Source organism: Marivirga arenosa (genome assembly GCF_030503875.2).
Lineage (GTDB): Bacteria > Bacteroidota > Bacteroidia > Cytophagales > Cyclobacteriaceae > Marivirga > Marivirga arenosa.
On record NZ_CP129968.2, the window covers coordinates 1,755,736 to 1,780,657 of the forward strand.

Annotated in this window: 17 protein-coding genes and 1 tRNA gene; 10 read left to right on the forward strand and 8 right to left on the reverse strand. The window is 34.3% G+C overall.

Features of this window, described 5'->3' with window-relative positions; all coding sequences use genetic code 11:
• Nucleotides 1-13: 13 nt before the first annotated feature.
• The gene (asnS, locus tag QYS47_RS07605; protein WP_322348252.1) at nt 14-1,465 is read right to left on the reverse strand and encodes an asparagine--tRNA ligase; all 1,452 of its coding nucleotides are present in this window, start codon (nt 1,463-1,465) and stop codon (nt 14-16) included.
• A 134-nt stretch (nt 1,466-1,599) separates the two neighbouring features.
• Here asnS and rpoN point away from each other — a divergent pair, with 134 nt between their 5' ends.
• The 3 genes from rpoN (at nt 1,600) to QYS47_RS07620 (ending at nt 4,440) form a co-directional block, all read left to right on the forward strand.
• Nucleotides 1,600-3,030 carry an RNA polymerase factor sigma-54 gene (gene rpoN, locus QYS47_RS07610; RefSeq protein WP_322348253.1) on the forward strand — a complete coding sequence of 477 codons (1,431 nt, stop codon included), beginning with the start codon at nt 1,600-1,602 and terminating at the stop codon, nt 3,028-3,030.
• A 104-nt stretch (nt 3,031-3,134) separates the two neighbouring features.
• Entirely contained in the window at nt 3,135-3,647 is a 513-nt protein-coding gene (locus QYS47_RS07615) for a PA-phosphatase (RefSeq protein WP_322348254.1), read from the forward strand.
• 13 nt (nt 3,648-3,660) lie between these two features.
• Nucleotides 3,661-4,440: an enoyl-CoA hydratase/isomerase family protein gene (locus QYS47_RS07620; protein ID WP_322348255.1), complete on the forward strand. Its 780-nt coding sequence runs from the start codon at nt 3,661-3,663 to the stop codon at nt 4,438-4,440.
• Nucleotides 4,441-4,491: 51 nt separating this feature from the next.
• Here QYS47_RS07620 and QYS47_RS07625 read toward each other — a convergent pair.
• Nucleotides 4,492-4,565 (reverse strand) — tRNA-Arg (locus QYS47_RS07625).
• Nucleotides 4,566-4,743: 178 nt separating this feature from the next.
• Here QYS47_RS07625 and QYS47_RS07630 point away from each other — a divergent pair.
• On the forward strand, nt 4,744-5,514 hold the full coding sequence (locus QYS47_RS07630) for an outer membrane beta-barrel protein (RefSeq protein ID WP_322348256.1): 771 nt from the start codon (nt 4,744-4,746) through the stop codon (nt 5,512-5,514).
• Nucleotides 5,515-5,560: 46 nt separating this feature from the next.
• Here QYS47_RS07630 and QYS47_RS07635 read toward each other — a convergent pair whose 3' ends face one another.
• Nucleotides 5,561-7,054 (reverse strand): S8 family serine peptidase, encoded by a 1,494-nt coding sequence (locus QYS47_RS07635; protein ID WP_322348257.1) that lies wholly within the window; start codon nt 7,052-7,054, stop codon nt 5,561-5,563.
• A 74-nt stretch (nt 7,055-7,128) separates the two neighbouring features.
• Between QYS47_RS07635 and QYS47_RS07640 the strand changes: the two genes are divergently transcribed.
• The gene (locus QYS47_RS07640) at nt 7,129-8,418 is read left to right on the forward strand and encodes an aminopeptidase P family protein (RefSeq protein WP_322348258.1); all 1,290 of its coding nucleotides are present in this window, start codon (nt 7,129-7,131) and stop codon (nt 8,416-8,418) included.
• A 59-nt stretch (nt 8,419-8,477) separates the two neighbouring features.
• Here the strand turns inward: QYS47_RS07640 and QYS47_RS07645 are convergent, their stop codons facing one another.
• Entirely contained in the window at nt 8,478-9,170 is a 693-nt protein-coding gene (locus tag QYS47_RS07645; RefSeq protein WP_322348259.1) for a cyclase family protein, read from the reverse strand.
• A 52-nt stretch (nt 9,171-9,222) separates the two neighbouring features.
• Here QYS47_RS07645 and QYS47_RS07650 point away from each other — a divergent pair, with 52 nt between their 5' ends.
• Genes QYS47_RS07650 through QYS47_RS07660 form a run of 3 tightly spaced genes read left to right on the forward strand, consistent with a single transcriptional unit; the run spans nt 9,223 to nt 11,071 of the window.
• Nucleotides 9,223-10,041, forward strand: a complete 819-nt coding sequence (locus QYS47_RS07650; RefSeq protein ID WP_322348260.1) for an alpha/beta hydrolase family protein — start codon at nt 9,223-9,225, stop codon at nt 10,039-10,041.
• A 53-nt stretch (nt 10,042-10,094) separates the two neighbouring features.
• On the forward strand, nt 10,095-10,655 hold the full coding sequence (locus QYS47_RS07655; protein WP_322348261.1) for a DinB family protein: 561 nt from the start codon (nt 10,095-10,097) through the stop codon (nt 10,653-10,655).
• Nucleotides 10,655-11,071 carry a RidA family protein gene (locus tag QYS47_RS07660; RefSeq protein WP_322348262.1) on the forward strand — a complete coding sequence of 139 codons (417 nt, stop codon included), beginning with the start codon at nt 10,655-10,657 and terminating at the stop codon, nt 11,069-11,071. The genes QYS47_RS07655 and QYS47_RS07660 overlap by 1 nt, the downstream gene beginning before the upstream one ends.
• Here the strand turns inward: QYS47_RS07660 and QYS47_RS07665 are convergent, their stop codons facing one another.
• Nucleotides 11,072-11,986, reverse strand: a complete 915-nt coding sequence (locus tag QYS47_RS07665) for a hypothetical protein (protein WP_322348263.1) — start codon at nt 11,984-11,986, stop codon at nt 11,072-11,074.
• Between the two features lie 170 nt (nt 11,987-12,156).
• Between QYS47_RS07665 and QYS47_RS07670 the strand changes: the two genes are divergently transcribed.
• The gene (locus QYS47_RS07670; RefSeq protein ID WP_322348264.1) at nt 12,157-14,526 is read left to right on the forward strand and encodes a TonB-dependent receptor domain-containing protein; all 2,370 of its coding nucleotides are present in this window, start codon (nt 12,157-12,159) and stop codon (nt 14,524-14,526) included.
• Nucleotides 14,527-14,583: 57 nt separating this feature from the next.
• Here QYS47_RS07670 and QYS47_RS07675 read toward each other — a convergent pair whose 3' ends face one another.
• Both QYS47_RS07675 and ald read right to left on the reverse strand, forming a co-directional pair.
• Nucleotides 14,584-19,728 (reverse strand): T9SS type A sorting domain-containing protein, encoded by a 5,145-nt coding sequence (locus QYS47_RS07675; protein ID WP_322348265.1) that lies wholly within the window; start codon nt 19,726-19,728, stop codon nt 14,584-14,586.
• 251 nt (nt 19,729-19,979) lie between these two features.
• On the reverse strand, nt 19,980-21,113 hold the full coding sequence (ald, locus tag QYS47_RS07680) for an alanine dehydrogenase (RefSeq protein ID WP_322348266.1): 1,134 nt from the start codon (nt 21,111-21,113) through the stop codon (nt 19,980-19,982).
• A 330-nt stretch (nt 21,114-21,443) separates the two neighbouring features.
• Here ald and QYS47_RS07685 point away from each other — a divergent pair, with 330 nt between their 5' ends.
• The gene (locus QYS47_RS07685; protein ID WP_322348267.1) at nt 21,444-23,858 is read left to right on the forward strand and encodes an alpha-ketoacid dehydrogenase subunit alpha/beta; all 2,415 of its coding nucleotides are present in this window, start codon (nt 21,444-21,446) and stop codon (nt 23,856-23,858) included.
• Nucleotides 23,859-23,895: 37 nt separating this feature from the next.
• Here QYS47_RS07685 and metF read toward each other — a convergent pair whose 3' ends face one another.
• The gene (gene metF, locus QYS47_RS07690; RefSeq protein WP_322348268.1) at nt 23,896-24,849 is read right to left on the reverse strand and encodes a methylenetetrahydrofolate reductase [NAD(P)H]; all 954 of its coding nucleotides are present in this window, start codon (nt 24,847-24,849) and stop codon (nt 23,896-23,898) included.
• Between the last annotated feature and the right edge of the window lie 73 nt (nt 24,850-24,922).

Here is a 24,922-nt window from a genome sequence, read left to right on the forward strand (position 1 = left end):
CATCCAACACCCATCAAAACTCAGCGTTATCAGGTGTTCTTGGAAATGGAATTACATCTCTAATATTTCCCATTCCTGTCACGAAAAGCATAAGCCTTTCAAAACCTAGTCCGAATCCGCTATGAGGAGCTGTACCGAATTTACGAGTATCTAAATACCACCAAAGTTCTTCTTCTGGGATATTCATCTCTTTCATTCTTTGAGTTAGCTTGTCTAGTCTTTCCTCTCTTTGAGATCCACCTACGATTTCACCAATGCCAGGAAACAAAATATCCATTGCACCTACAGTTTTGTCATCATCATTCTGACGCATATAGAATGCTTTGATATCCTTAGGGTAGTCAAATAGTATGACTGGTTTTTTGAAATGTTTCTCAACTAAGAAACGTTCATGCTCAGATTGCAAATCAGCGCCCCAGCCTTCAATAATGTAGTTGAATTTTTTCTTTTTGTTAGGCTTACTGTTTCTAAGAATTTCAATAGCATCAGTGTAGCTTACTTTCTCAAAATCATTATTTAAGATAAATTCTAGTCTTTCTATTAAGCCCATTTCCTGCCTTTCATTCTGAGGTTTTTGTTTATCCTCATCTTCAGCTCTCTTAGCAAGGAAAGCTAAATCATCTTTACAATTATCTAAAGCATATTTCACCACATACTTTAACATTTCTTCGGCTAAAGCCATATTGTCTTTTAAGTCATAGAAGGCCATTTCAGGCTCTACCATCCAAAACTCAGCTAAGTGACGGGTGGTATTAGAGTTTTCAGCTCTAAACGTTGGACCAAAAGTATAAATTTCGCCTAATGCCATTGCACTCAATTCACCTTCTAGCTGTCCTGAAACAGTTAGATTGGTTTCCTTACCGAAGAAATCTTGTTTGTAATCAACTTTCCCATCATCAGTCATAGGGATTTTGTCCAAATCAAAATTGGTTACGTGAAATGTTTCACCCGCACCTTCAGCATCATTTGCTGTTATGATTGGAGTATGAAGATTATAGAATCCTTTTTTATGGAAAAACTCATGTATCGCAAAAGCTAAAGAATGACGAATTCTAAAAATAGCGCTAAAGGTGCTACTACGCATTCTTAAATGAGCCTTTTCTCTCATAAACTCCATTGAATGCTTTTTAGGCTGTAGTGGATACTTTTCAGGATCAGCCTTGCCTAATACTTCAATAGTCTCAGCAAGTATTTCAACTGACTGGCCAGCTCCTTGAGAAGCTACTACTTTTCCTACTACATTTAAAGCGGCTCCTGTCGTAATATCTTTAATGATATCTTCAGAGATAACCTCTGGGTCGGCAACAATCTGAATATTATTGATAGTAGAACCATCATTTAGCGCAATAAAAAAAACAGGCTTTCCACCTCTTTTTGTTCTTACCCATCCTTTCACATTTGCTTGTTGCTCAGTAGCTTCACTAGCTAATAGTTCTTTGATTTTAATTCTTGCCGGAACAGTCATAAAATAATTACGTTTATTTTTTGTAAATTTTAGTCTGCCAAAATTCGATATTATTGGCTTTTTATCAAAGATTTCAAGAATTTAAAATAAATTTGGGTAAAGAAAATTGGCACAATTTTTAGTTTAATCCTTTTATGCAAAAATTAGTACTCACACAATCTTTAGGACAACGTTTGTCTCCTCAGCAAATTCAGTTTATAAAACTGTTGCAAGTGCCTACTGCTGAGTTGGATACGAGAATAGAAGAAGAATTAGAAATAAATCCAGCCTTAGAAGAAGGAAAAGAAGAGCCAGAAGAGGATAATTTTGAAGAAGATTATGAGGAGGATACTAATGATGATTTTGACATAGAAGATTATCTTCATGATGACGAAGCGGGATACAAAATGCAGGGTGATGGCAATAATCAGGAAGAGGAAAAGGAAATGCCCATTGCAATGGGTACTACTCTAAATGATCAATTGATGACCCAATTGGGCTTTTTAGGGCTTGATGAACACCAATATAAAATTGGGAAGCAGCTAATCGGCAGCATAGAAAGTGATGGTTATATCCGTAGAGATATTAGTGCGATCGTTAATGATTTAGCATTTTCACAAAATGTAAATACTGATGAAGATGAAGTTGAAAGTGTATTAGCCAAAATTCAAGAATTTGATCCTGCAGGGATTGCTTGTAGAAATTTACAGGAATGCTTACTTCTGCAGTTAGAAAGAAAAATTGACCAATCTGAAACCGTTCAGTTAGCCCATCAAATCATAGATGAATGTTTTGAAGAATTCTCAAAGAAGCATTATGAAAAAATAGTGAAAAAGCTAAATATTGAGGATGAGGAACTTTTCAAAGAGGCTATTGATACCATTAAAAGATTAAATCCAAAACCTGGTGGATCAGGATCAAGTGCCGTAAGAACACAGTATTTAATGCCTGATTTTATATTGACCAATCAAAATGGTGAATTAGTTATTACATTAAATTCTAGAAATGCACCTGATTTACGGGTGAGCCCTTCATATTCTGAAATGCTTAAAGCTTATGATAAAGGAGATAAAAAGGATAAAAAACTGAAGGAAACTGTTGGTTTCGTAAAGCAAAAATTAGATGCAGCTAAATGGTTTATTGATGCCATTAAACAACGTCAATTCACTTTGTTGAATACTATGCAGGCCATATTAGAATATCAATATGAATTCTTTAAAGAAGGTGATGAAAGTAAACTTCGCCCTATGATTTTGAAGGATATTGCTGAAAAAATTGATATGGATATTTCCACTGTTTCTAGAGTAGCTAATAGTAAATCGGTGCAGACTGAATTTGGTATATATCCATTAAAATTCTTCTTCTCTGAAGGTATAGCTACAGAATCTGGTGAGGATGTTAGTTCAAGAGAAGTGAAAAATACATTGAAAGAATTTATAGATAAAGAGGATAAAAGTAAGCCACTTTCTGATGATAAATTAGAAAAACTATTAAAAGGTAAAGGTTATAAAATTGCCAGAAGAACCGTAGCTAAATATAGAGAACAGTTAAATATTCCAGTAGCACGTTTAAGAAAAGAATTATAGTGAATAGGTTCTGGGCGCATTTCATATCAATTGTTTTTCAACCCTTACTCATTCCGAGTTATATATTTTTGGGCTTAATATTTTTATTGCCTTATGCCTTAAATATGTCTGATGAAATTGCCTGGAGGTTTATTTCTATGGTTTTCATGACTACTTTCTTAATTCCCTTAATGGGTATATTGTTACTGAAATTTACTCGAAATATTAGCAATTTGAATATGGAAGATAAGAAAGAACGTATCTTTCCATTTCTTTTTAATGCTATATTCTATGGTGCTACCACCTATCTGTTTTGGGAGAAATTTCGATTTCCCAATTTAGTGACCGCTATTCTTTTATCTATAACGATTAGCATTGTCATTCTGACCATTATTACGGTTTGGTGGAAAATTAGTGCTCACGCAATTGCAATATCAGGGGCAACTGGGATTTATTTGGCTTTATTATTACAATCTGAACCTTCTAATTTTTATTATGCTGTTGCAGCTTGCTTTTTGTTGTGCGGTTTGGTTGGAAGTGCGCGATTACAATTGGCAGCTCATGATTCTAAACAAGTCTGGTATGGTCTCCTGATTGGCTTTTTTGTAAATTTTCTCACAATTTTGATTCTAAATTAAACAGATATAAATAATGTACGAGTTTTTAAAATATGAACTTAATGATGGTGTTTGTACCATCACATTCAATAGACCAGATTTTTATAATGCTTTTAATGATGGAATTAGTTATGAATTTCAAAAAGCATTAAAAGAGGCTGGTAAAGACGATGCGGTAAGGGTAGTGGTTATTACCGGTGAAGGGAAAGCATTTTGTTCAGGACAAGATTTGAAATCAGCTCGTGATGAAGATGATAGAATGTTTTATAACTCATTAGAAAAGAGATATAACCCTATCATCAGAGCAATGAGAAAACTTCCTAAGCCTATCATTGCTAGATTAAATGGAGTAGCCGCAGGAGCTGGTTGTTCTTTGGCGCTAGCTTCAGATATGATTATAGCGGCTGAATCATCTAAAATGATCGAAGTATTTATTAACATTGGCTTAGTACCTGATTCAGGCTCTTCTTTCTTCTTGCCTAATTTGGTAGGTTATCAAAAAGCTTTTGAATTATGTGCTATGGGTACAAAAGTTAGTGCGCAAGAGGCTTATGAACTAGGTATTGTCAATAAGGTGGTAAAAGATGATGAGTTAGATGAAGCAGTGAAATCTTACACTGATTATTTTGCAAAAGCACCTACCAAATCTATAGGAATGATTAAAAAGATGTTGAATAAAGCAGCTACTTCATCATTGGATGAAATGTTAGAGTATGAAAAATATTCTCAGCAAATAGCAGGTACCTCAGAAGATTATAAAGAAGGAAAGCAGGCCTTTTTAGATAAAAGAAAACCCGAGTTCAAAGGAAAGTAAGAACACAAAAAAGCCGCTTAATCTCTTAAGCGGCTTTTTTGATTATGAGAGTGACCTTGCCAGGATTCAAACCTGGAACCTCTTGAGCCGTAATCAAGTGCTCTATTCAGTTGAGCTACAAGGCCATTTAAAAATTATTTTATTGTTCAAAATTAGATTGAGCAATAAGCTTTCATTCGCTACGTTTGCTAATGAGTGTGCAAAGGTAAATAATAATTTCTTATAAGAAAAAGGATTTATTTATTTATCCTCTGCATAAAACGCTATCTTTGTCGTTCGAAAGTAAAATTCAAAAAAATACTAATGAAAAAACTATTCGTAATTACGATCATATTATTCACTACAGTAATAAGTATGCATGCACAAAACATGCAAGAAAAAAATACATTTGGACCAAGGCCTAATTTAAAAGGAGATCTTACCTTATCCTTTGGTTTAAATATGTTATACAATAATGATGTTGAAGCATTAAATCTCCGCACTTTTGGAAATAATGATTTTAAAATTGGATATATGTATCCGATTCAAATTTCTAATTCCAATTTCAGCTTTAATGCAGGGATTAACTTATCATTTGATAAATATGCATTTGATGGGGATTCCACTACTTTAGCCATAGTGTCAGGGAGTGATGAACTAAGAAACGTACGTTTACAAAGTATTGGGACTGATATTGTAGGTGAAAATAGTATAGTTGAGAAGTCTAAGTTTGAGACTAATTATGTGAACATTCCGATTGAATTTAGATACTATTTGAATAAAGATAAGGTGGATAATGGTGGGTTTTTCGTTGCCGCAGGAGGTAGTATAGGGTATTTAATTAATGGTAAAACAAAGATAGTTTACAACCAAAACGAGCAGACAAAAAAAATTAAGCGAAAAGAAAATTTCGAGTTAAATCAATTTCGTTATGGTGCTCATATAAAAGTTGGAATTTCTGGTTTTGGTGCCTATTTCCAATATGATTTCTCAGAACTTTTTAATCCTGGAAGAGGGCCATTAAATAATGCTGAAGAACCTATTGCAACACAGGCAACTCCATTCAGATTTGGTTTAAGTTTCAACTTATTTTAAGACGAGAAAAAAATTATTTTATGTAAAGCCCGATTTATCGGGCTTTTTATTTCCACATGATCTCTGTCAGCCATCTATCTTGTGCCACAATTGTAGAATATTTTATATCTGCTTCTTTCTCAATAATTAAAAATTTCTGTTCTGATTCTATCGAAACAGTAAGTTCTTCCTTCACATTTTTATCAGAGCTTTTATGATATATCACAATTTCTTTAATTCCATCAGGAATTTGAATGGTATAATCATTTTCTGAAACTTCTACCTTAATCAATTTAGAACTAAGATTGTCTAAACCTTTATTTAATAGGGTTTTATGTATCTTCTTACCATTAGGGACTCCATACCCCAAATAGTTATTAGGTACTTCATTTAAATGAGCACTATTCTTGATGATTTCCATAACTTCGTAATTGCTTAAAGTTGAATCGTATTCCCAAATACATGCAGCCAAACCCGTTATAACTGGAGCTGAAAATGATGTTCCATTAGCAGCAAAACAAGCTACATCAGGTTTAACATATTCCAGCTTTTCAGGGCCAACAGATGAGTAATATATTCTAGACCAATCATCAAAACGAGTAGCTCCAACTGTTAAAACATCTTTTGCATCAGATGGCAAGGATATGATTTTCCATTTATTATGACCGTCATTACCTGCTGCACTAACAATCAGCATTCCTTTTTCTGCAGCCATCTGAGCGGTTTTCGTTATCATACTACTTTTACCATTCACTTCATTTACGGAATGATTTTCCTTTCTTTTATCATAGCCATCTGTATAGCCTAGAGAGGAATTCACCAGTTTGATATCCATTTCGTGAAATAATTCAATTGCTTCAATCCAATAATCTTCTTCTAATCTTCTTTCTCGTATTCCATGATCAGTTCGTGCAAGATAAATACTCGCATTTTTAGCCATTCCGTATCGAATGATGGTATTATCATTTGAGCCGGCAATCATTTTTAAAACTTGCGTTCCGTGGTCATCTTGTGCTAAACGTTTACCGTAAAATGGATTATTATTTCCAGCTAAAAGAAAATCTTTAAAAAACTTTATTTGGTCGTTTTCAACTAAATGAAGGAGGGATGGTTCTTTATCTGCATCCATAAAACCACCATCTATAATTCCAATATTAACGCCTTTGCCGCTAAGTTTCATACTGTCCATAAGATAATGAGCTTGGATTTGTTCCAAGGCATAGGACAACTCACTACTATTAGTAGATATGAGAGAGGTGGGTACCAATTCTATTTGTGATGTGATGGAATTAATCCATTCATAATCAGATAATTCGGTGGCAATTTCATGGGTAGTCTCGATGCTAATAACAGGATGCCATTTAGACTCGTAGTGAAAACTAAGATCTTCCTGATATTTATTTTTTAACTCAGCTTTTAATTTTTCTAATTCTATTTCCGGAACATCTTTTAATTCAGCCTTATATTCTAACCAATATTTCTGTTGTGAGAAAATTTCAATTGAAAACAGAAATAAAGGGATTAATAGGAAGATATTCTTGAAAAAAGCCTGTTTAAGCATGTTGATTGAGATAATAAACTGTAAATTTGAAATTTACGAAGCATAAACGATTAATTTCAATAAAAAGCAATTTTATGAGATACAAAACTTTAGACTCGTCTCTTTATATCAAAAACCGCAAGAACTTCATGAAGCAAATGCCAGCACGTTCATTAGCTGTATTCAATGCTAATGATGTGATGCCCTTAAATGCTGATGGTACTATGACCTTCTGGCAAAATAGTGATTTGTTTTATTTGAGCGGAATTGATCAGGAAGAAACTAAATTGGTTTTATTCCCTGATTTTGATAATGATAGCTGGAGAGAGATATTGTTTGTTACCGAAACCAATGAGCATATTGCGGTTTGGGAAGGACATAAATACACCAAAGAAGAAGCTACTGCTGCCTCTGGAATCCAAACCGTAATGTGGCTTTCACAATTCGAGACTGTTTTTAATACGTTAATGGCGGAAGCTGAGCAAGTTTTTATCAATACGAATGAACATATAAGAAATGCTTCTCCAGTGGAAACTCGTGATATGAGATTTATAAAGTGGTGTCAGGTAAGATACCCTGCTCATCAATACAGAAAGGCAGCTCCAATATTATACGATCTAAGAGCTATTAAAGATCCACTCGAGATAACTCAGATGGAACGTGCTTGCAAAATTACGGAGGATGCGTTTAGAAGATCCTTGAAATTTGTAAAGCCTGGAGTGAAAGAATATGAAGTGGAAGCGGAAGTTTTACATGAGTTTGTAAGGCAAGGATCTAAAGGCTTTGCTTATACGCCAATAGTTGCTTCTGGAGCTAATGCTTGTGTATTACACTATATTGAAAATAAAGATGTTTGCAAAGATGGAGAGCTATTATTAATGGATGTAGGAGCCGAATATGGTAATTATAATGCAGATATGACAAGAGCTATTCCTGTAAATGGCAGATATACGCAAAGACAAAAAGATGTTTATAATGCTGTTTTGAGGGTAATGAAGGAGTGCTATAAGATTCTAAGACCGGGTAATAGAATTCCAGAGTATCATAAAGAAGTCGGGAAATTAATGGAGAGCGAATTATTGGGACTTGGTCTGTTAGATAAAACTGATATCAAGAACCAGGATCCAAATAATCCTGCTTACAAGAAATACTTCATGCATGGAACTTCACACCATATTGGTTTAGATGTACATGATGTAGGAAATATCTATAGAGAATTTGAACCTGGAATGGTATTCACGATTGAGCCAGGTATATACATACAAAATGAAGGATTAGGTATTCGTTTGGAAAATGATGTAGTGATTACTAAAGATGGTCATCATGATATGATGGCAAACATTCCAATTGAAATTGAGGAGATAGAAGAAATCATGAATAGTTAATAAATAGGAAAGCGATGATTTAAAGATCATCGCTTATTTATTGCTTCAATTATTTTAATTTATTCAAATACAGCCACGGCTCTAACAGGAGAACCTGTTCCGCCCCTAATCTTTAAAGGGAAAGCAATAAAACGAAATCTTCCTCTGCCAATTAATTGGTGAAGATTGACCATATTCTCATAATGTGTAAATCCTAACTCTCCGCAGATTTGATGTACCTCTTTATTAGAGACTTTTCTTACTCCAGGTGCCATTGTTTCAACACCAAAAGCAGAGATTTTCTGTGCACCTAACCAACGAGCACAATCTGAAGATATACCTGGTCCAAATGGCCAGTCGGATGTATTAAAATATTTCCTGTAATGGTCTGTGTAAATAAGTACGGTGTCTTTTTCCTTTATTTCAATTTTATCCTTGGTGTAAGCTGCTTTGAAATCTTCAATCTCTATTAGTTCATTAAGGTTTTTGTGGGAAAAATCCAGACAAATGCCTTCTGTGTAAAACATGGATAAAGGCATGATGTCAATGGATTGGCCTTCATATTCTTTTCCCATATGATTAATAGCATCTACATGAGTGCCTGTATGTTCACCTAATTCTAGTTTATGAACTGCAGGGGTTCTTTTCTCAGGGTTTTTAATACCAGCCCATTCTTCATGAGAATTATGAATTTCCATTTTTACCTGTGGTAAATCCTTAAATACAGGCATTCCTTCGTATATTTCTTGACTTAAGTCAATGATTTCTGGCATTTCCAAATATATGATTAATAAGATATTCATTCATCAGCTAAAATGAAAAAAAATGAAAAAATTCATCCTACTGTTTTTACTACCACTAAATCTAATGGCAATTGACCCAGATCCAAAATATATACTCACGCCAGATTCAATTGGCTGGGAGTACGAACAATTAGTGCTTAATACCCCAGATGGCAATGATTTAAATACTTGGATTTATGCTCCTAATCCTGAAAATGAAAAAGATGAAGTTTTGATTCTTGCTTATCCGGATGCTGGCAATATGTCCTATTTTGTTTATCATGCTTCTGTATTGGCTAATTTAGGATATACAGTGATTACATTTGATTACAGAGGATTCGGGAAAAGCTCAGATTTTGAAATAAAGTCTGATCATTTATTTCAAACCGAATTTTCAATTGATCTAAAAACTGTTGTTCAGTTTGCTGCTAATAGGTTTGAAAATAAAAATATTGGCATTTGGGCTTGGTCAATGGGCACCATGGTCACTACCTATTCATGGCCAACTATTAAAGATACAGTAGATTTCTTAATTTTTGATGCTTTTGTTATGAATCCCGAAAATCATATTGAAAGATTGAAATCTTTAAAAGGGAAGCAAACTTATTCTCCGATAGATGATCAAACCTACCTTGATAGAAGAAATAAAATTGCTATTCCTATCTTACTTTTTGCCGGTAAAAATGATGATCTAACTACAGCAGAAGACGCTAGAAAATATGCCGCTAAATTTGGTAAAGATGCTATAATCTCCTTATATGATGGAGGCCATCTGATGGGGTTTCAGCACAATATTAAAGAAATGGGGTTTGGGGGCTGGTATTCTGATCGTATTCTGAGGTTCTTGGAAAATTTAAACTGACAACTATTTATTAACTACTAAGAACCTTTTTAGATTATATCCGAATAGAAAATATGATTTGGCTAAAAGATGTAATAAAAGACCTGAAAGAAATTGAGACTATTACCACAGAGGAGTTTCAAAACTTAAGCGAGGAAGAATTGATATGGAAACCTGCACCAGATAAATGGTCGATAGCGGAATGTTTACAACATATCATAATCGCAAATACAATTTACAATAAGGATATAAATAAGCGACTTCAAACGGCTGAAGTAAAGACAATAGAGTATCCTATTAAATTTTCAATAACAGGTAAGCTCTTTTTATATGCAGTGGATCCTAAATACAAATGGAAAGTGCCTGCCCCTAAAATCTTTAAGCCCATAAAAGACAATAAAGTATTAAATGGAACAGAAACCGTTAAATATTTTCTAAAATTGCAAGAAGAGATAATTGAAACGGCTAAAAAAGGCTGTGCTTATGATCATCAGCACGTCCACACTTATAGTCCTTTGAGTAAATTGCTTAAATTTAATGTTGGTGAGCAATTGTATATTATGATGCGCCATACAAAAAGACATATCAATCAGGCACTTAATGTTAAAACAAAACTTCATAAAACAGCAGCATAATGGATGATAGTATTAGAAATTCTGACCGTGCACCATTACCGGTAGGCTTATATCCCCATGCTCGAAAAGTGGGTAACTTATTATTTCTTTCAGGTGTAGGGCCTAGAAAGAAAGATAGTAAGGATATCCCTGGTGTTGAATTAAACCAGCAGGGTGAAATTGTATCTTATGATATTGAAAAGCAATGTCGGTCTGTATTCGAAAATGTGCGTATGATATTGGAAGACTGCGGAAGTAGTTGGGAAGCTTTGGTGGATGTCCAGGTTTTTCTAACCAATATGAAAGATGATTTTAAAATTTTCAATAAAGTATATGCAGAATATTTTAAGGATATTCAACCATGCAGAACTACCATAGAAATTAATGCATTACCAACACCCATAGCCATTGAATTAAAATGCGTGGCTGAGTTATAATTAGGTTTCTTGAGGTAAATTTATTCTTTCATAGAAATTATGAATCCATAGAATTAATACTCCGAAGGTTATAGCAGATACAATCAGTATATTATTCATCACGCCTTCAGTACTAAATGATATTTTAATCAGCATTGTTGAAATTACAAAACCAGAATTCCTAATAACCGACCTAAAGCTGGAGGTGTGAGTATAGGATATCAATAGTAATAATACATCACTTAAAATTAGAATGGTGAAAAATTCATCAAAGAAGATTTTATTGATGTCTTTTATTGAGCCAACATCATGATTGGCAGAAACTAATACATCATAAAAGTAGTCACCAAAGCTATAAACCGCTAAACCGAATAAAATGGGGATTAATATTACTGCGAACCTTTTTTTAGTTTGAATGAATTTTTGGGTTTGCTCTAGTTCAACAGACTTACTTTTCTGTATACTGGTTCTTTTTCCATTTAGATTGTAAAAAATAAATATTAATGCAAAAATGATTAAGGTTGCGGCTATATCATAAGTGAATTGTAAATCTTCTTTATTGCTGAACCAGCTGACATCTAAATCTAGTTGAGCCAAATCTTTAAATAATCTCCTGATTAATACTAATAAGATAATTTCATATTGCTTTCCAATATATATGGTTATGGATTTTGGTAAAAAATAAACCAATAAATAGACCTCATAGATCAAAATAAATGAGAAAGGAGTATAGATAGATGCGATTGGGTTTTCCAATAGATTATTGGAGTATGGCGCATTAAATAACTCCAGTTTTGCTAAAATAATAAGTGATAGGTGAGTAAAGAAACCGAAAATAGCAATGATGATAATAGCTTTTTCGGTACGCTCTTTCATCTTTTCTGATAAAAGTCTGCTGTATAATTTAGTCCAGAAGGTATTAGAGATATACTTCATTTTTCAATATAAAATGTAAATCATTCTGGGCTTGTAACTGAAGTTGCACTCTAATTCTCTCAAAATGCTAGCAATTCTCCGTCCATGTAAAAATATGAATTAATTTATATTTATATAAACTAAAGAGTTATCACTCTGTTTATTATGTGTATCTACATTTAAATTATAAAATGAAGTATATAAAATTTATAACTATAATAATCTTAATTACAACAACATTTCAATCTTTTGCAGAGAGTCCTTACGTATCAGGACAAGTTACAGACTCTGAGTCAAATGAAGTCATACCGTTTGCTCAAGTAGCATTTTATGAAGGGGATTCTAACAGTCCTGTAACTGGTGCTACAACCAATGCAGCCGGTAAATTCAGAATAAATATAAAAGCAGGCACTTACAGAATGGTGGTATCCTTTGTTGGTTATCAAGACTATAAAACGAGATTAACTGTTGGGGCAGGTGGTGTAGATGTTGGAACTATAGGTTTATCTGTTGAGGAAGAAATTATGGATGAGGTTGTTGTAAAAGGAAATGAAGTAAAAAGACCTGTTCTCACAACAATGGAGGGGATGGAGATAAAACCAGATCAGACTATAGCTAATATTGGAGGGTCATTATTAGATATATTAAGAAATACCCCATCCGTAAATGTTACGGATGATGGATCTGTAACATTAAGAGGTAGTGGAAGTACTAATGTATTGATTGATGGTCGAAATTCGGCTTTAGCTTCTGATCTAGAACAGATTCCAGCTAGTGCTATAGAATCAGTAGAAATCATAAATAATCCAAATGCAAAGTATGATGCCTCTGCTGATGGTGGTGTAATCAACATAAAACTGAAAAAGGGAAAAGATTTAGGAACTACAGCCAGAGCTGAATTAACCATGGGGACACGCATGAGAACCAATGCTAATGTTAATTTATCTCGAAGAACAACAAATTATGCCGTATACGGTGGATACAGTTTTAGGAAATGGCCAAGAGTTGGAAGTAGATTTACTGAAAGAGTAAGTACGTTTAATGATCAAAATGAATTGTTCAGACAAGAACAAGACAGTAGGAATGAGGATACGGAACATACCGTTAATTATGGTGCAGATTACTTTTGGGGACAAAATAAGATAAGCTTAGAAGGGGTATTCAATACTGAAGCTGAAAATGATTTTCAATCAAGTAGATCATTTGTTCAGAATTTAGATACAGAGGAGTTTTTAACTTCTTATGTTAGAGATAATACTGAAACTGAGCAGAACTATACGTATGACAATGCAATTGTTTATGAAAGAGATTTTAAGGATAAAGAAAAGTCATTAAGAGCTTCAGCTAGTATTTCAATTAGAGATCAGCTTGAAAATCAAAATATAGATATTTACAATAATACTTTATCAGTAGAAGGGAGCCCAAATCGCACTGAGGGTAGTGAAACAGATGAATTCAGAAATACTTCAGTTATCCAGCTAGATTATGCTACACCTGCTTTTGGTGGATTAGTTGAAACGGGCTACAAATCAATTTTCAGAAGATTTGATAATGATTATTTGTATGGATTAAAAAATCCCTCAACTGGAGAAATAAATTCATACGATAGTATTAGTAACCGATTTGTATATCAAGATCAAATTCATGCAGCCTATGCTATTTTCTCTGATAGTCTATCTAATTTCAATTATGCCTTAGGTTTAAGAGCTGAGCAAACTATTTTAGAAAATGAATTATCAAATGTTAATACCTCTCTAGTGGCTGCAGAAGATTTAGTAAATAGCCAACGCTATTTGAATTTTTTTCCAAGTGTTCAAATGTCTTATCAATTGAATGAGGGGAATATTGTGAAGGCTACCTATTCAAGAAGAATAGATAGACCTGGAGGATGGAGATTAAATCCTTTTCCAGATTTTGCTGATTCATTAAATGTAAGGGTAGGGGAGCCTAACTTACAACCTGAGTACATCAATTCATTTGAATTGGGGCATATGTACCAGAATGGTATTATTACTTTAACTTCCAATGCTTTTTACAGAAGAATTAATGGTCAGGTGGACTGGATTGTGCGAGTGGAAGACGGAATTTCTTATAGAGGCCCTCAAAATTTAAATACTGCAGATTTATATGGTTTTGAATTCATCAATACTACACAGCTAACTAATTGGTGGAATTTGAATGCTAGTTACTCTATTTTCGAATCTCGTATTGACGGTACAAATCTAGACGATAGTTTTACCAACAGAGGATTATCATGGTATGCTAAAGTTACAACTGATATTAGTTTACCATTAGATATTAATTTACAGTTTACAGGAAATTATTTTGCTCCTGAGATTGAAGCTCAAGGGAGAGACTTAGCCCGATATTACATAGATGGTAGTTTACAAAGATATTTCTTTGATAAGCAATTAACCTTAAGCGCTAGTTTCAGAGATTTATTTGATACTCGTAACTTCAGAGGAGAGAATTTTGGTCCTGGATTTGAGCAAAGATTTGAAAGAAAGAGAGAAACTCAAATCATTTTAATCACTGCATCTTATAATTTTAAAACCGAATAAGGCTGATAATGGAGGATGTCTTGCTTAAATATAAGACATCCTCTATTCTCTTTAAATCTAATTTTTCAATAATTTATAATTGCTTGAAATTAGGCCCTTTTTCGTTTTAGACCATATCAATAGTTGATAATAACCTACCGGTAGGTCAGCTATATTCAATTCTAATTGATTAGCCTCTTCAACTGTTTCTTTCTTTACTATCTGTCCTTTTGTATTTACGAATTGAATAGTAGTTGCTCCCACTGCCTCATCAAAATTAATATATATTAAATTTGAAGCTGGATTGGGATGAATGTTGATATTAAAGAGTTGAGCTGAAAATTGAACCTTAACAACATCAGAAAACTCAAATTGCCCATCAAAATCTAATTGTTTTAAGCGATAATAACTAACATTGCCATGATTTGAATAATCCATAAACTCATACTCAATAATACTAGAGGAGTTACCGTTTCCTTGAACGATTCCTAGAGTTTCGAACTCTTTCCCATCATTAGATTTTTGAATTTCAAAATGTGAGTTATTTTTTTCAGAGGCAGTTGACCATTCAAGTTTTACTCCGTTTTGTTCTTGAACTGCCTCAAAGGAAATTAATTCTACTGGTAAAGGACCTTGGGTTGATGAGCCAATTGCAAAGTCACTAAATCCAGTAAGGTTTGAACGGCTAACTGTTATAGGATCTGTAAAACTTCCACCTTCATTTTCGGAAGAATAATCTCCCAATATCTCCCAATCTGCAGTAGCATCTTCACGTTTTAAAAGAATATGATTTCCAATCTCATTACCATTAGCATGGCCTTGAGAAGTAACAGAAATATTATATACGTAAGTACCGGTCGTATTAGTAGGAGTTAAAGTCCAGAAGCCATAGTCCAATAGTTGTTCAACCTGATTTCCATCTACAGATAAATTTAAATCACTTATATCTGTAAATGATGGATCAGAAGAGCTTTCATTAAAAAATACGTCTAGGCTAGTACTTGAAGACATGGAGTTAAAGAAAATGTTTACTGCTTGTTTAAAATCCATTGAACCCACAGGTAGAGTGTAGTTTATTCCTGCAGTAACTGCTCTTCGTAATGTTCCGGCAATAAATGAATTTGCAGATGTGCTTAAGCCTTCTTGAGCATTATTAGAAACATTAATAAGCCCATTAGTGCTTATCAACTTACCTTCTATAAGCTCCAATTGATTATTGATAATTATGGTATTTTCAATTTCAAACTGACCATTTGTTACATTTATAATCAAGTTAGATAATTGGTTTTGTGTGATGCTATAAATGATCTTACCTGCATCATTTGCTGAGTTAATTCTTAAAATAGCGTTAGGTAAAGATGCTAAACGACCGTTTTGAATTTGACTATAGCCATTTAATTCTAATGTATTGTTACCTATGTTAAAAGTACCTGTTGATAAGCTTAAAGTATCAGCAATCTGAAGATTTCCATTTAATGTTAAGCCACTACCATTATTCAGTTGTAGTTTTCTTAAGTTATTAATAGAAGCGGGAACTGTAATACCCGCAGTAGTTCCTTCAATATTTAAGGTAGAAGTAGCATCCATAATCAAGCTATTAGCATTTCCAGCAATAGGATTTCGTATAGTGAGGCTATTATTCCCTACATTTAGTTGCCCTGCTTGAAGATTTAAAGGTCTTTGCGTAGAAAGGTCATTTTCTAAATTAACGCCACTTCCATTATTAATAATTAATCCACTGATCCTTCCCATAATCCATTGAGTGCTTAAACCTACCATTGTAACACTGCCATTGCCAGTATATTCAGTACCTAAATTAGTTAAGTTTCCATAAACGTCTAGATTCCTTCCTGCATTTACGGTGATTTTGGCATTATCATTTATAATTAAATTATTCACTTCAGCAGCATTATTGATTACTGGGAAATTACCTCCTAAAGGGTTGGCAGGTATTACTGCTGAAATTACATCAGATGGAACTCCTGCTGACCAGTTGTTGACTGCATCCCAAACCGTGGTATTTCCTAACCAAACATTACCTACAAATAATTCGAAACTTTCCGTAGTGCTACATGTGCCATCATCAACTGTTACACTGATCGTCACTAATCCGAACTGATCATTTTCTGGGGTGATTTGTAAAAATCTATTGGAGCCACCACCTATCACATTGATATTTGCATCTTGTACTAAGCTTTGATTTGAACTGCTGGCTACCACATTTACGTTATTAGCACCAACATTGGCGTCATCTACTGTGAAATTAATATTTGGAGAGGGAGTATTGATATCTAGAATGACATCATCAATTTCGCTAATAATAGGAGCATCATTATCCAAAACTTCAATATCAACACTTCCAGCGTTGTTACTAAAGTCAGAATCATTTTGATTGTAAGATCGCACACTGGCATATGCTGTGATAATGTTATTGTTTTCTCCTGCATTTACAGTTCCAAGCATTTCTAAGGTTATCGTTTCACCATCACCTATGAAAGGAATTCTCCAGAAACCGCTTTCTTGATTGTAAGTACCTCTTTGTGCATCGAAACCAGTAGGGGTGAAGCCAGAAGGCAAGGCAGAAGTTACTACCACATTGGTAGCGTTATTTGGACCATTATTTGTGATTTCAACACTGTAGGTTACCAAACTATTGACGCAAGGTGTATTTGAATTAGAAGAGAAAGTAATTGATAAATCAGATACTTGAGAAGGAGTTTCCCCGAAAATCATCATTCGGTTCATACCTCTACCGTTTATGTATAGACGTTCATTTAAATCGAAATTGATACCGTAAGGTGTATCCATATTCCTATCTGAAGGAGTTCCTGTGTTACCGTTTCCATCATTAAAGGAAACTCGCTCATTAAAATTTCTTTGACCTAAAACCACATCAGCATCCACTCCGTTTGTTGTTGGTATCTCATTGAAAATTAGAGCTCTGTTATTGCTAAAATCTGCTACAGCTATAACTCCTGAAGGAGATACTGTTACACCTGGAAATGAAAATCTATTAGCTCCTATGCCAGGGTTGCCAGAATTAAAATCATCCTGTCCAATTACTACATCTGCAGAAGCCCCATTAGTTGTTGGGATAGAATTAAATACTAGCACTCTGTGATTTTCATCGTCAGCAATCAAAAGTTTTCCATCGGGTGAAATAGAAGTACTCCAAGGAATTCGGAGTCTATCTGGTGCTGTGCCAGGATTATTATTAGTGAAATTGGTTTGGCCGATCACAACATCAGCATTTTCGTAATTTGAAGTAGGAATTTTATTGAAAATTAAAACTCTACTGTTTCCTCTATCCGTAACAATCATTTTACCACTTGGGGTTACTTGAACATCTGAAGGAAAATTTAAGCCGTTTTGAGTAGCACGCGCATTACGAGAGTTGAAATTATTTTGTCCCACTACAACATCTGCTGGTGCATTATTAGAAGTGGGTATACTGTTCCAGATTAATATTCTATTATTTCTAGAATCTGTGACAATTAGCTTGTTACCATCGGGACTAAAAGTAACTCCGTTCGGACTCCATAATCTATTATTTCTTGTCCCATTTCCTGTATTGGTGAAATTTGTTTGTCCTACTACCACATCAGCAGGTTCTCCATTTGAAGTAGGCACTGAATTCCATATTAAAACACGGTTAGTTGTTTGAGAACCTACTGCTAAAACACCTTTTACACTCACGGCTGAACTGTTGGAACCAGGAGCTACTATATCAGATGGCGTTGTTGATCCTGAAGTAAAGTCAGGTTGCCCTACCACAATTTTTGCTGCTTCAAAATTGTTAAAGATCTGGCGAAATACTTCTACCTCAAAAGTTTTAATAATCGGACATGTCCCGTCTGAAAGCTCAACCGTTACGGTAGTAATTCCAAACTGATTCAATGCAGGTTGTAATGTTAATTCCCTGTTTTCTCCGCTTCCTCCTACTGTTATATTAGCATTAGGTAAAAGGGTTTGATTAGAGGAACTTACTGAAATAATTAAATCATTAGCAGCAGTTTCAGCATCTGAAACAGTAAAATCAATAGGTGCAGAAACGCCATTATAAGGAGCAGTTTGATTAGGAATAGTAGATAATTGCGGACTAGAATTAGAACCAACCGTCAAGTCGACTGAAGCATTGTTGTTAGATAGATTTGGATCAGAAGCTGTTGCGCTAAGAATTTCAGCAATTGCATTAATCGTACTGCCTTCCATACCAGCATCTACTGATACAATTATATCCAAAACAGCGGTTTCGTTAGCTCCTAAAATTGGAATACTGTAGATTCCTGTATTTTCATCATAAGTTCCATTTGAGGCACTAGCTGAAATGAAAGAAAGGCCTAAAGGAAGATTGAATTCTGCTTCAATGTTAGAGTTGTCGGATGCAGAAGAATTTACCACTTCTAAGGAATATATAAATTCCTGTTCTGCACACAATTCAGCTACGTTAGGAAAAAGGTTGATGCCTAAGTCAGATTCATTTCTGGAATAAGAGAAATTCAGATCAGTACTTGGAACACTATTAAACCATAAGTCTACAACGCTGTTATTATTAACAGCATTTTCTGTGTTAGTTGTATTCCAATTTTCTCCTTGGAATAAATTCCAATTTAGTTGTCTGGAATTAAAATCAGTATTTGAATTACCTCTTAAACCTACCTGAACATCATATCCTAGTGAGAAGTAATCGCCAAATCCATTGTAGTCTATAGAATTATTTCCATAACTGAATTCGATTTTACCGGAACCTTCAAATAATTTTAATTGGAAGTTCAAGTTTCCGTTTCGATTGTTATGTCTGAAATTTCTCCATTGGATTATTCTAATTCTATTTGGAGAGGATCCTTGCAATTCTGTTCTTATAGATGAGCCATTTTTAGATCTTAAATCTCCACCTAAAGGACTTATTGCATTATTTAGATCAGCAATTGGAGAATTTGAACTAGTATTAGCGAGTGTTCCTAGTACAACATAACCATTAGCGCTTACACCAAACTTATTGAATGTATTATTACCATAACTAAAATTGAATCCGATGTTGATGTCATCAAAAAACTGATCGTTTAAGTTGGTACTATTTGAAATCAGTTGTCCTCCAGTAATCTCCTGATAGGTTTCAATGCTAACCTCAAACTGATACTCTGTAATGTTTTGAGCTTGTATGGTTGAATGTTGAAAAAATGCAATTAATGATAATGCTAAAAATAGTAAGATTCCTCTCATACTTAATTTAATTTTTTAACTAAATACAAAATTAGTAACACTGATTCATTCAAGGGCATTACAATTGACTTAATTTCTAAATAGTTCGATGAGTTTCAGTTTATTATCGGTGAGTAAGAGATGTTGAAATAATTCAATAAGAATACTTGATATATTACAATTATTGAATTAATAACCTGATGAGTAGAAACAAAAAAAACCTGTCTCAATCAAATTGAAACAGGTTTTGTAATTTTATATGATTTGAGTTTTTATATTTTATCCCAAACGTTTCCTAAATATTTTTCAAAAGGAACATGATCATAACCGTATGCATCTGCAACAGCATCATAAACCACATCACCTTTGATGATATTTAAACCTAATGCTAATTCTCTATTGTCCTGACAAGCTTTTACCCATCCTTTTTCAGCTAATTCAATTGCATATGGTAAAGTGGCATTCGTTAATGCTAAAGTTGAAGTATAAGGAACTGCACCTGGCATATTCGCTACACAATAGTGAACTACATCATCAATGATGTAAGTTGGGTCTTGGTGAGTAGTAGGTTTACATGTTTCGATACAACCTCCTTGATCAACTGCAACATCTACTAAAACTGTACCTGGACGCATTTCTTTCAACATATCACGAGTAACCAAATGAGGTGCTTTTCCACCAGGAATTAAAACTGCACCTACGATTAAGTCCACTCTATGTAACATTTCACGAATGTTATATTCACTAGACATGAAAGTGTTAACGTTTGCTGGCATTACATCATCTAAATAACGTAATCTCTGAAGATTCACATCCATAATAGTTACGTCAGCTCCCATACCAGCAGCCATTTTTGCAGCGTTTGTACCTACAACTCCACCCCCTAATATCATTACCTTTGCAGGTCTAACACCTGGAACTCCACCTAATAAAATTCCTCTTCCTTGTAAAGGTTTTTCTAAGTATTTAGCACCTTCTTGTATTGCCATTCTTCCAGCTACCTCTGACATTGGTACCAAAAGAGGTAAGCTTTTGTCTGGTCTTTCAACTGTTTCGTATGCCAAACAAATTGATTTACTCTTGATCATTGCTTTAGTCAAATCCTCGTAGGCAGCAAAGTGGAAGTAAGTGAATACTAATTGATCTTCTTTAATCAATTCATATTCTTCTTCAATAGGCTCTTTTACCTTCATTATCATATCAGCCTTAGCATAAGTACTCTGAATGTCTGGTAAAATTTGAGCACCTGATGCTACATAATCATCATCAAGAAAACCACTTCCTTCTCCAGCGGTAGTTTGAATGTATACTTCATGGCCTCTTTTCACTAACTCTTGCGTTCCAGCAGGTGTCAACGCGACACGATTCTCGTTGTTTTTGATTTCTTTTGGTACCCCAATGATCATATCACAATATTTTTAATGATTTTTATTGTGGGCAAATATAAAGCAAACTATAGAATTTCCATTCGATCCTATTACTTTTTTAATCCACTTTATTTTAGAATTTTAAAATCAAATTAATATTTTATTTTGAATACCTTTCCATGGGTATTGTTTGGTGGAATAATATTTTGGCAGAATGATAAAAGTCATTAATATAATCTGACTTACTTAATCCAAACAGTTGTTAGGCAATTCTCGTTAATACCAATTTGAAAGCCTCATCATTTTGGTTATTTTTGTTGAGCTTACTGAAAAAGTGAGCCTATAATATTTCAATAAAACGATAAGCTGATGACAACCACCAAAAGCAAAAAGAAGAATAAATTTAGTATTTCGAAAGAAGAAATTTTGAATGATTTCCGATTAGGATGGGAGAGTAGACATGCCAGTTTAATGGGCCGTAAAGAGGTCTTCATGGGAAAGGCTAAATTCGGAATCTTCGGTGATGGTAAAGAGCTAGCGCAATTAGCCATGGCGAAAGCCTTTAAAAATGGTGATTTTCGCTCTGGTTATTATAGAGACCAAACCTTTATGTTTGCTACTGGGGAGTTGAGCATTCAGGCTTATTTTGCTCAGCTTTATGCTCACACAGATGTAAATGCTGACCCAGCTTCAGCCGGTAGATTAATGAATGGTCATTTCGCTACCAGAATGTTAGATGAAGCAGGTAAATACACTAATCTTACGGATAGTAAAAATAGCTCTTCTGATGTTTCACCTACAGCTGCTCAAATGCCTAGATTAGTCGGCTTGGCATTTGCTTCTAAATTATTCAGAGAAAATAAAGATTTATACAAAAAGGAATTCGAAAAATATTCAATTGAGGGTAATGAAGTAGCTTTTGGTACCATTGGTAATGCTTCTACTTCTGAAGGAATGTTTTATGAATCGATAAATGCTGCTGGTGTTTTACAAATTCCGATGTTAATTTCAGTTTGGGATGATCATTATGGTATAAGTGTGCCACAGGAATTCCACACTACAAAAGGAAGCATTTCTGAAGTTTTATCGGGTTTCCAAAGATCAAAGGATAAAAAGGGCTATGAAATATTAACCGTTAAAGGTTGGGATTACGAAGCCTTAGTTGAAACTTATCAAAAGGCATCCAAGATTTCTAGAGAAGAGCACGTGCCTTCAATGGTTCATGTTTTGGAACTAACTCAGCCTCAAGGTCACTCTACTTCAGGTTCTCATGAGCGCTATAAATCAAAAGAAAGATTAGAGTGGGAAGCTGAATATGATTGCTTAAATCAATTCAGAAAGTATATCATTAAAGAGAAATTAGCCACTGCTGAGGAGCTTGATCAAATTGAAAATGAAGCGAAGCAAACTGCAAAGGATGCAAAAGATGCGGCTTGGAAAGCTTTCATTGGTGAAATTAAAGATCAACAAAAAGAAGCATTAGGCCTACTAAATGAATTAGCGGAAGAATCAGCTGAAAATAAGATTTCTGAGATTGCGGATGAGCTTAAGTCGGCTATGAACCCGTTGAGGTTAGATAATATTAAAGCTGTTAAAAAATCTTTAAGATTAGTTATTAATCATGAAGGTGAAGCGAAAAACAAATTGCTTAATTGGCTTAATGCCGTAATGGAGGAGGGTCATGACAGATACAGTTCACATTTATATAGTGAATCTGACGAGTCTGCTTTAAAAGTTGAAGTAATTGATGCTGAGTATTCCGATGACCCTAAAAAGGTCGATGGTAGAGAAGTATTGCAAGCTTGTTTCGATGCTGCATTAGCTCGTGATCCTAGAGTATTTGCTTTTGGAGAAGATGTAGGGAAAATTGGAGATGTAAACCAAGCTTTTGCTGGCTTGCAAGAAAAGCATGGTGAGCTAAGAGTTATGGATACAGGTATTAGAGAATGTACAATTCTGGGGCAAGGAATAGGTGCTGCTTTAAGAGGATTAAGACCTATAGCTGAAATTCAGTATCTAGACTATTTATTATATGCAATTCAGATCATGTCTGATGATTTGGCTTCTCTTCAATACAGAACAAAAGGAGGACAAAAAGCTCCATTAATCATAAGAACGAGAGGTCATAGACTAGAAGGTGTTTGGCATTCAGGCTCTCCTATGGGCATGATCTTAAATTCTATTAGAGGAATTTATGTTTTAGTTCCTCGTAATATGACTCAAGCTGCTGGTTTCTATAATACCATGCTTCAATCTGATGATCCTGCTTTAATCATAGAATGTCTAAACGGATACAGGTTAAAAGAAGAATTACCTGAAAACGTTGGAGAATTCACTGTACCTCTTGGTCAGCCGGAAACGATCAGAGAAGGTGAAGATGTTACGATCGTTACTTATGGTTCAATGTGCAGAGTAGTAATGGATGCTGCTGAACAATTAGCAGAACAAGGTATATCGTGTGAAGTGATTGATGTTCAAAGCTTATTGCCATTTGATATTGATCATAAAATTGTAGAATCAGTAAAGAAAACCAATAGAGTAATTTTTGCTGATGAGGATGTGCCAGGTGGTGCAACTGGATTCATGATGCAGAAAGTACTTGAAGAGCAAAAAGCTTATAAATATCTAGATGCTCAACCAATGACTATAACTGCTGAAGAACATAGACCAGCTTATGCTTCAGATGGTGATTATTTCAGTAAGCCTCAAGTTGAAACTGTATTTGATAGGGTTTATGAAATGATGAATGAATTTGATCCGGAACAATATCCAGCTTTGTATTAATATGTGAAAAGGCTTACCGATAGGTAAGCCTTTTTTATTAAAACACCTCCTTTGCAATTCTATAGATAGGATCTGATTTTCCCATAGAATAATAATGCAAGCAAGGCGCACCAAATTCAATCAATTCTTTAGATTGCTGTATGCACCATTTAATACCCACTTCTTTTGCTTCAGCATTATCTTTACAGTTTTCTAGTTGATCTACCAACTCATCTGGTAAGTCCAAATAAAAGGATCTAGGTAAAGCAGACATTTGCTTCAGGGAAGTGATGGGTTTCAAACCTGGAATTATAGGTACATTTATTCCTTCAGCCTTACATAATTTTACAAAATCAAAATATTTCTGATTATCAAAGAACATTTGAGTCACCACATATTCAGCTCCTCCTTCTACCTTTTGTTTCAGTATTTTCAAATCAGACTTCATGCTAGGCGCTTCAAAATGTTTTTCCGGATAGCCTGCAACGCCTATGCAGAAATCTGTAGGAGTTGCCGATTGTAATTCTTCATCTATGTATTTACCATGGTTCATGTCCACGACCTGTCCCATTAATTCAATTGCATAAGCATGACCATTCGGATCAGGAATAAATTTATTCTCTGACTTAATAGGGTCACCTCTTAATACCAGCAAAGAATCAATTCCAAGGAAATCTAAATCAATTAAGGCATTTTCTGTTTCTTCCTTACTGAAACCACCACAAATGATATGAGGGACAGTATCTACATCAAAACGGTTTTTGATAGCAGCACAAATACCTACAGTACCAGGTCTTTTCCGGGTAGTCCTTTTTTCAAGTAATCCATTTCCTTTATCTCGATAAACGTATTCTTCCCTGTGATAGGTAACATCAATAAATGGAGGTTTGAACTCCATCAGTGGTTCTATATTCTCAAATAATGACTTGATATTTTGTCCTTTTAGTGGAGGTAATATTTCAAATGAGAATACGGTTTCTTTTGCGTTATTTATATGTTCGGTTACTTTCATAATGAGATTTTAGATAAAAGAGTCTAGATTCTAGACAAAAGTCTATATTCTTATATCTAGGCTCTTGCTTCTT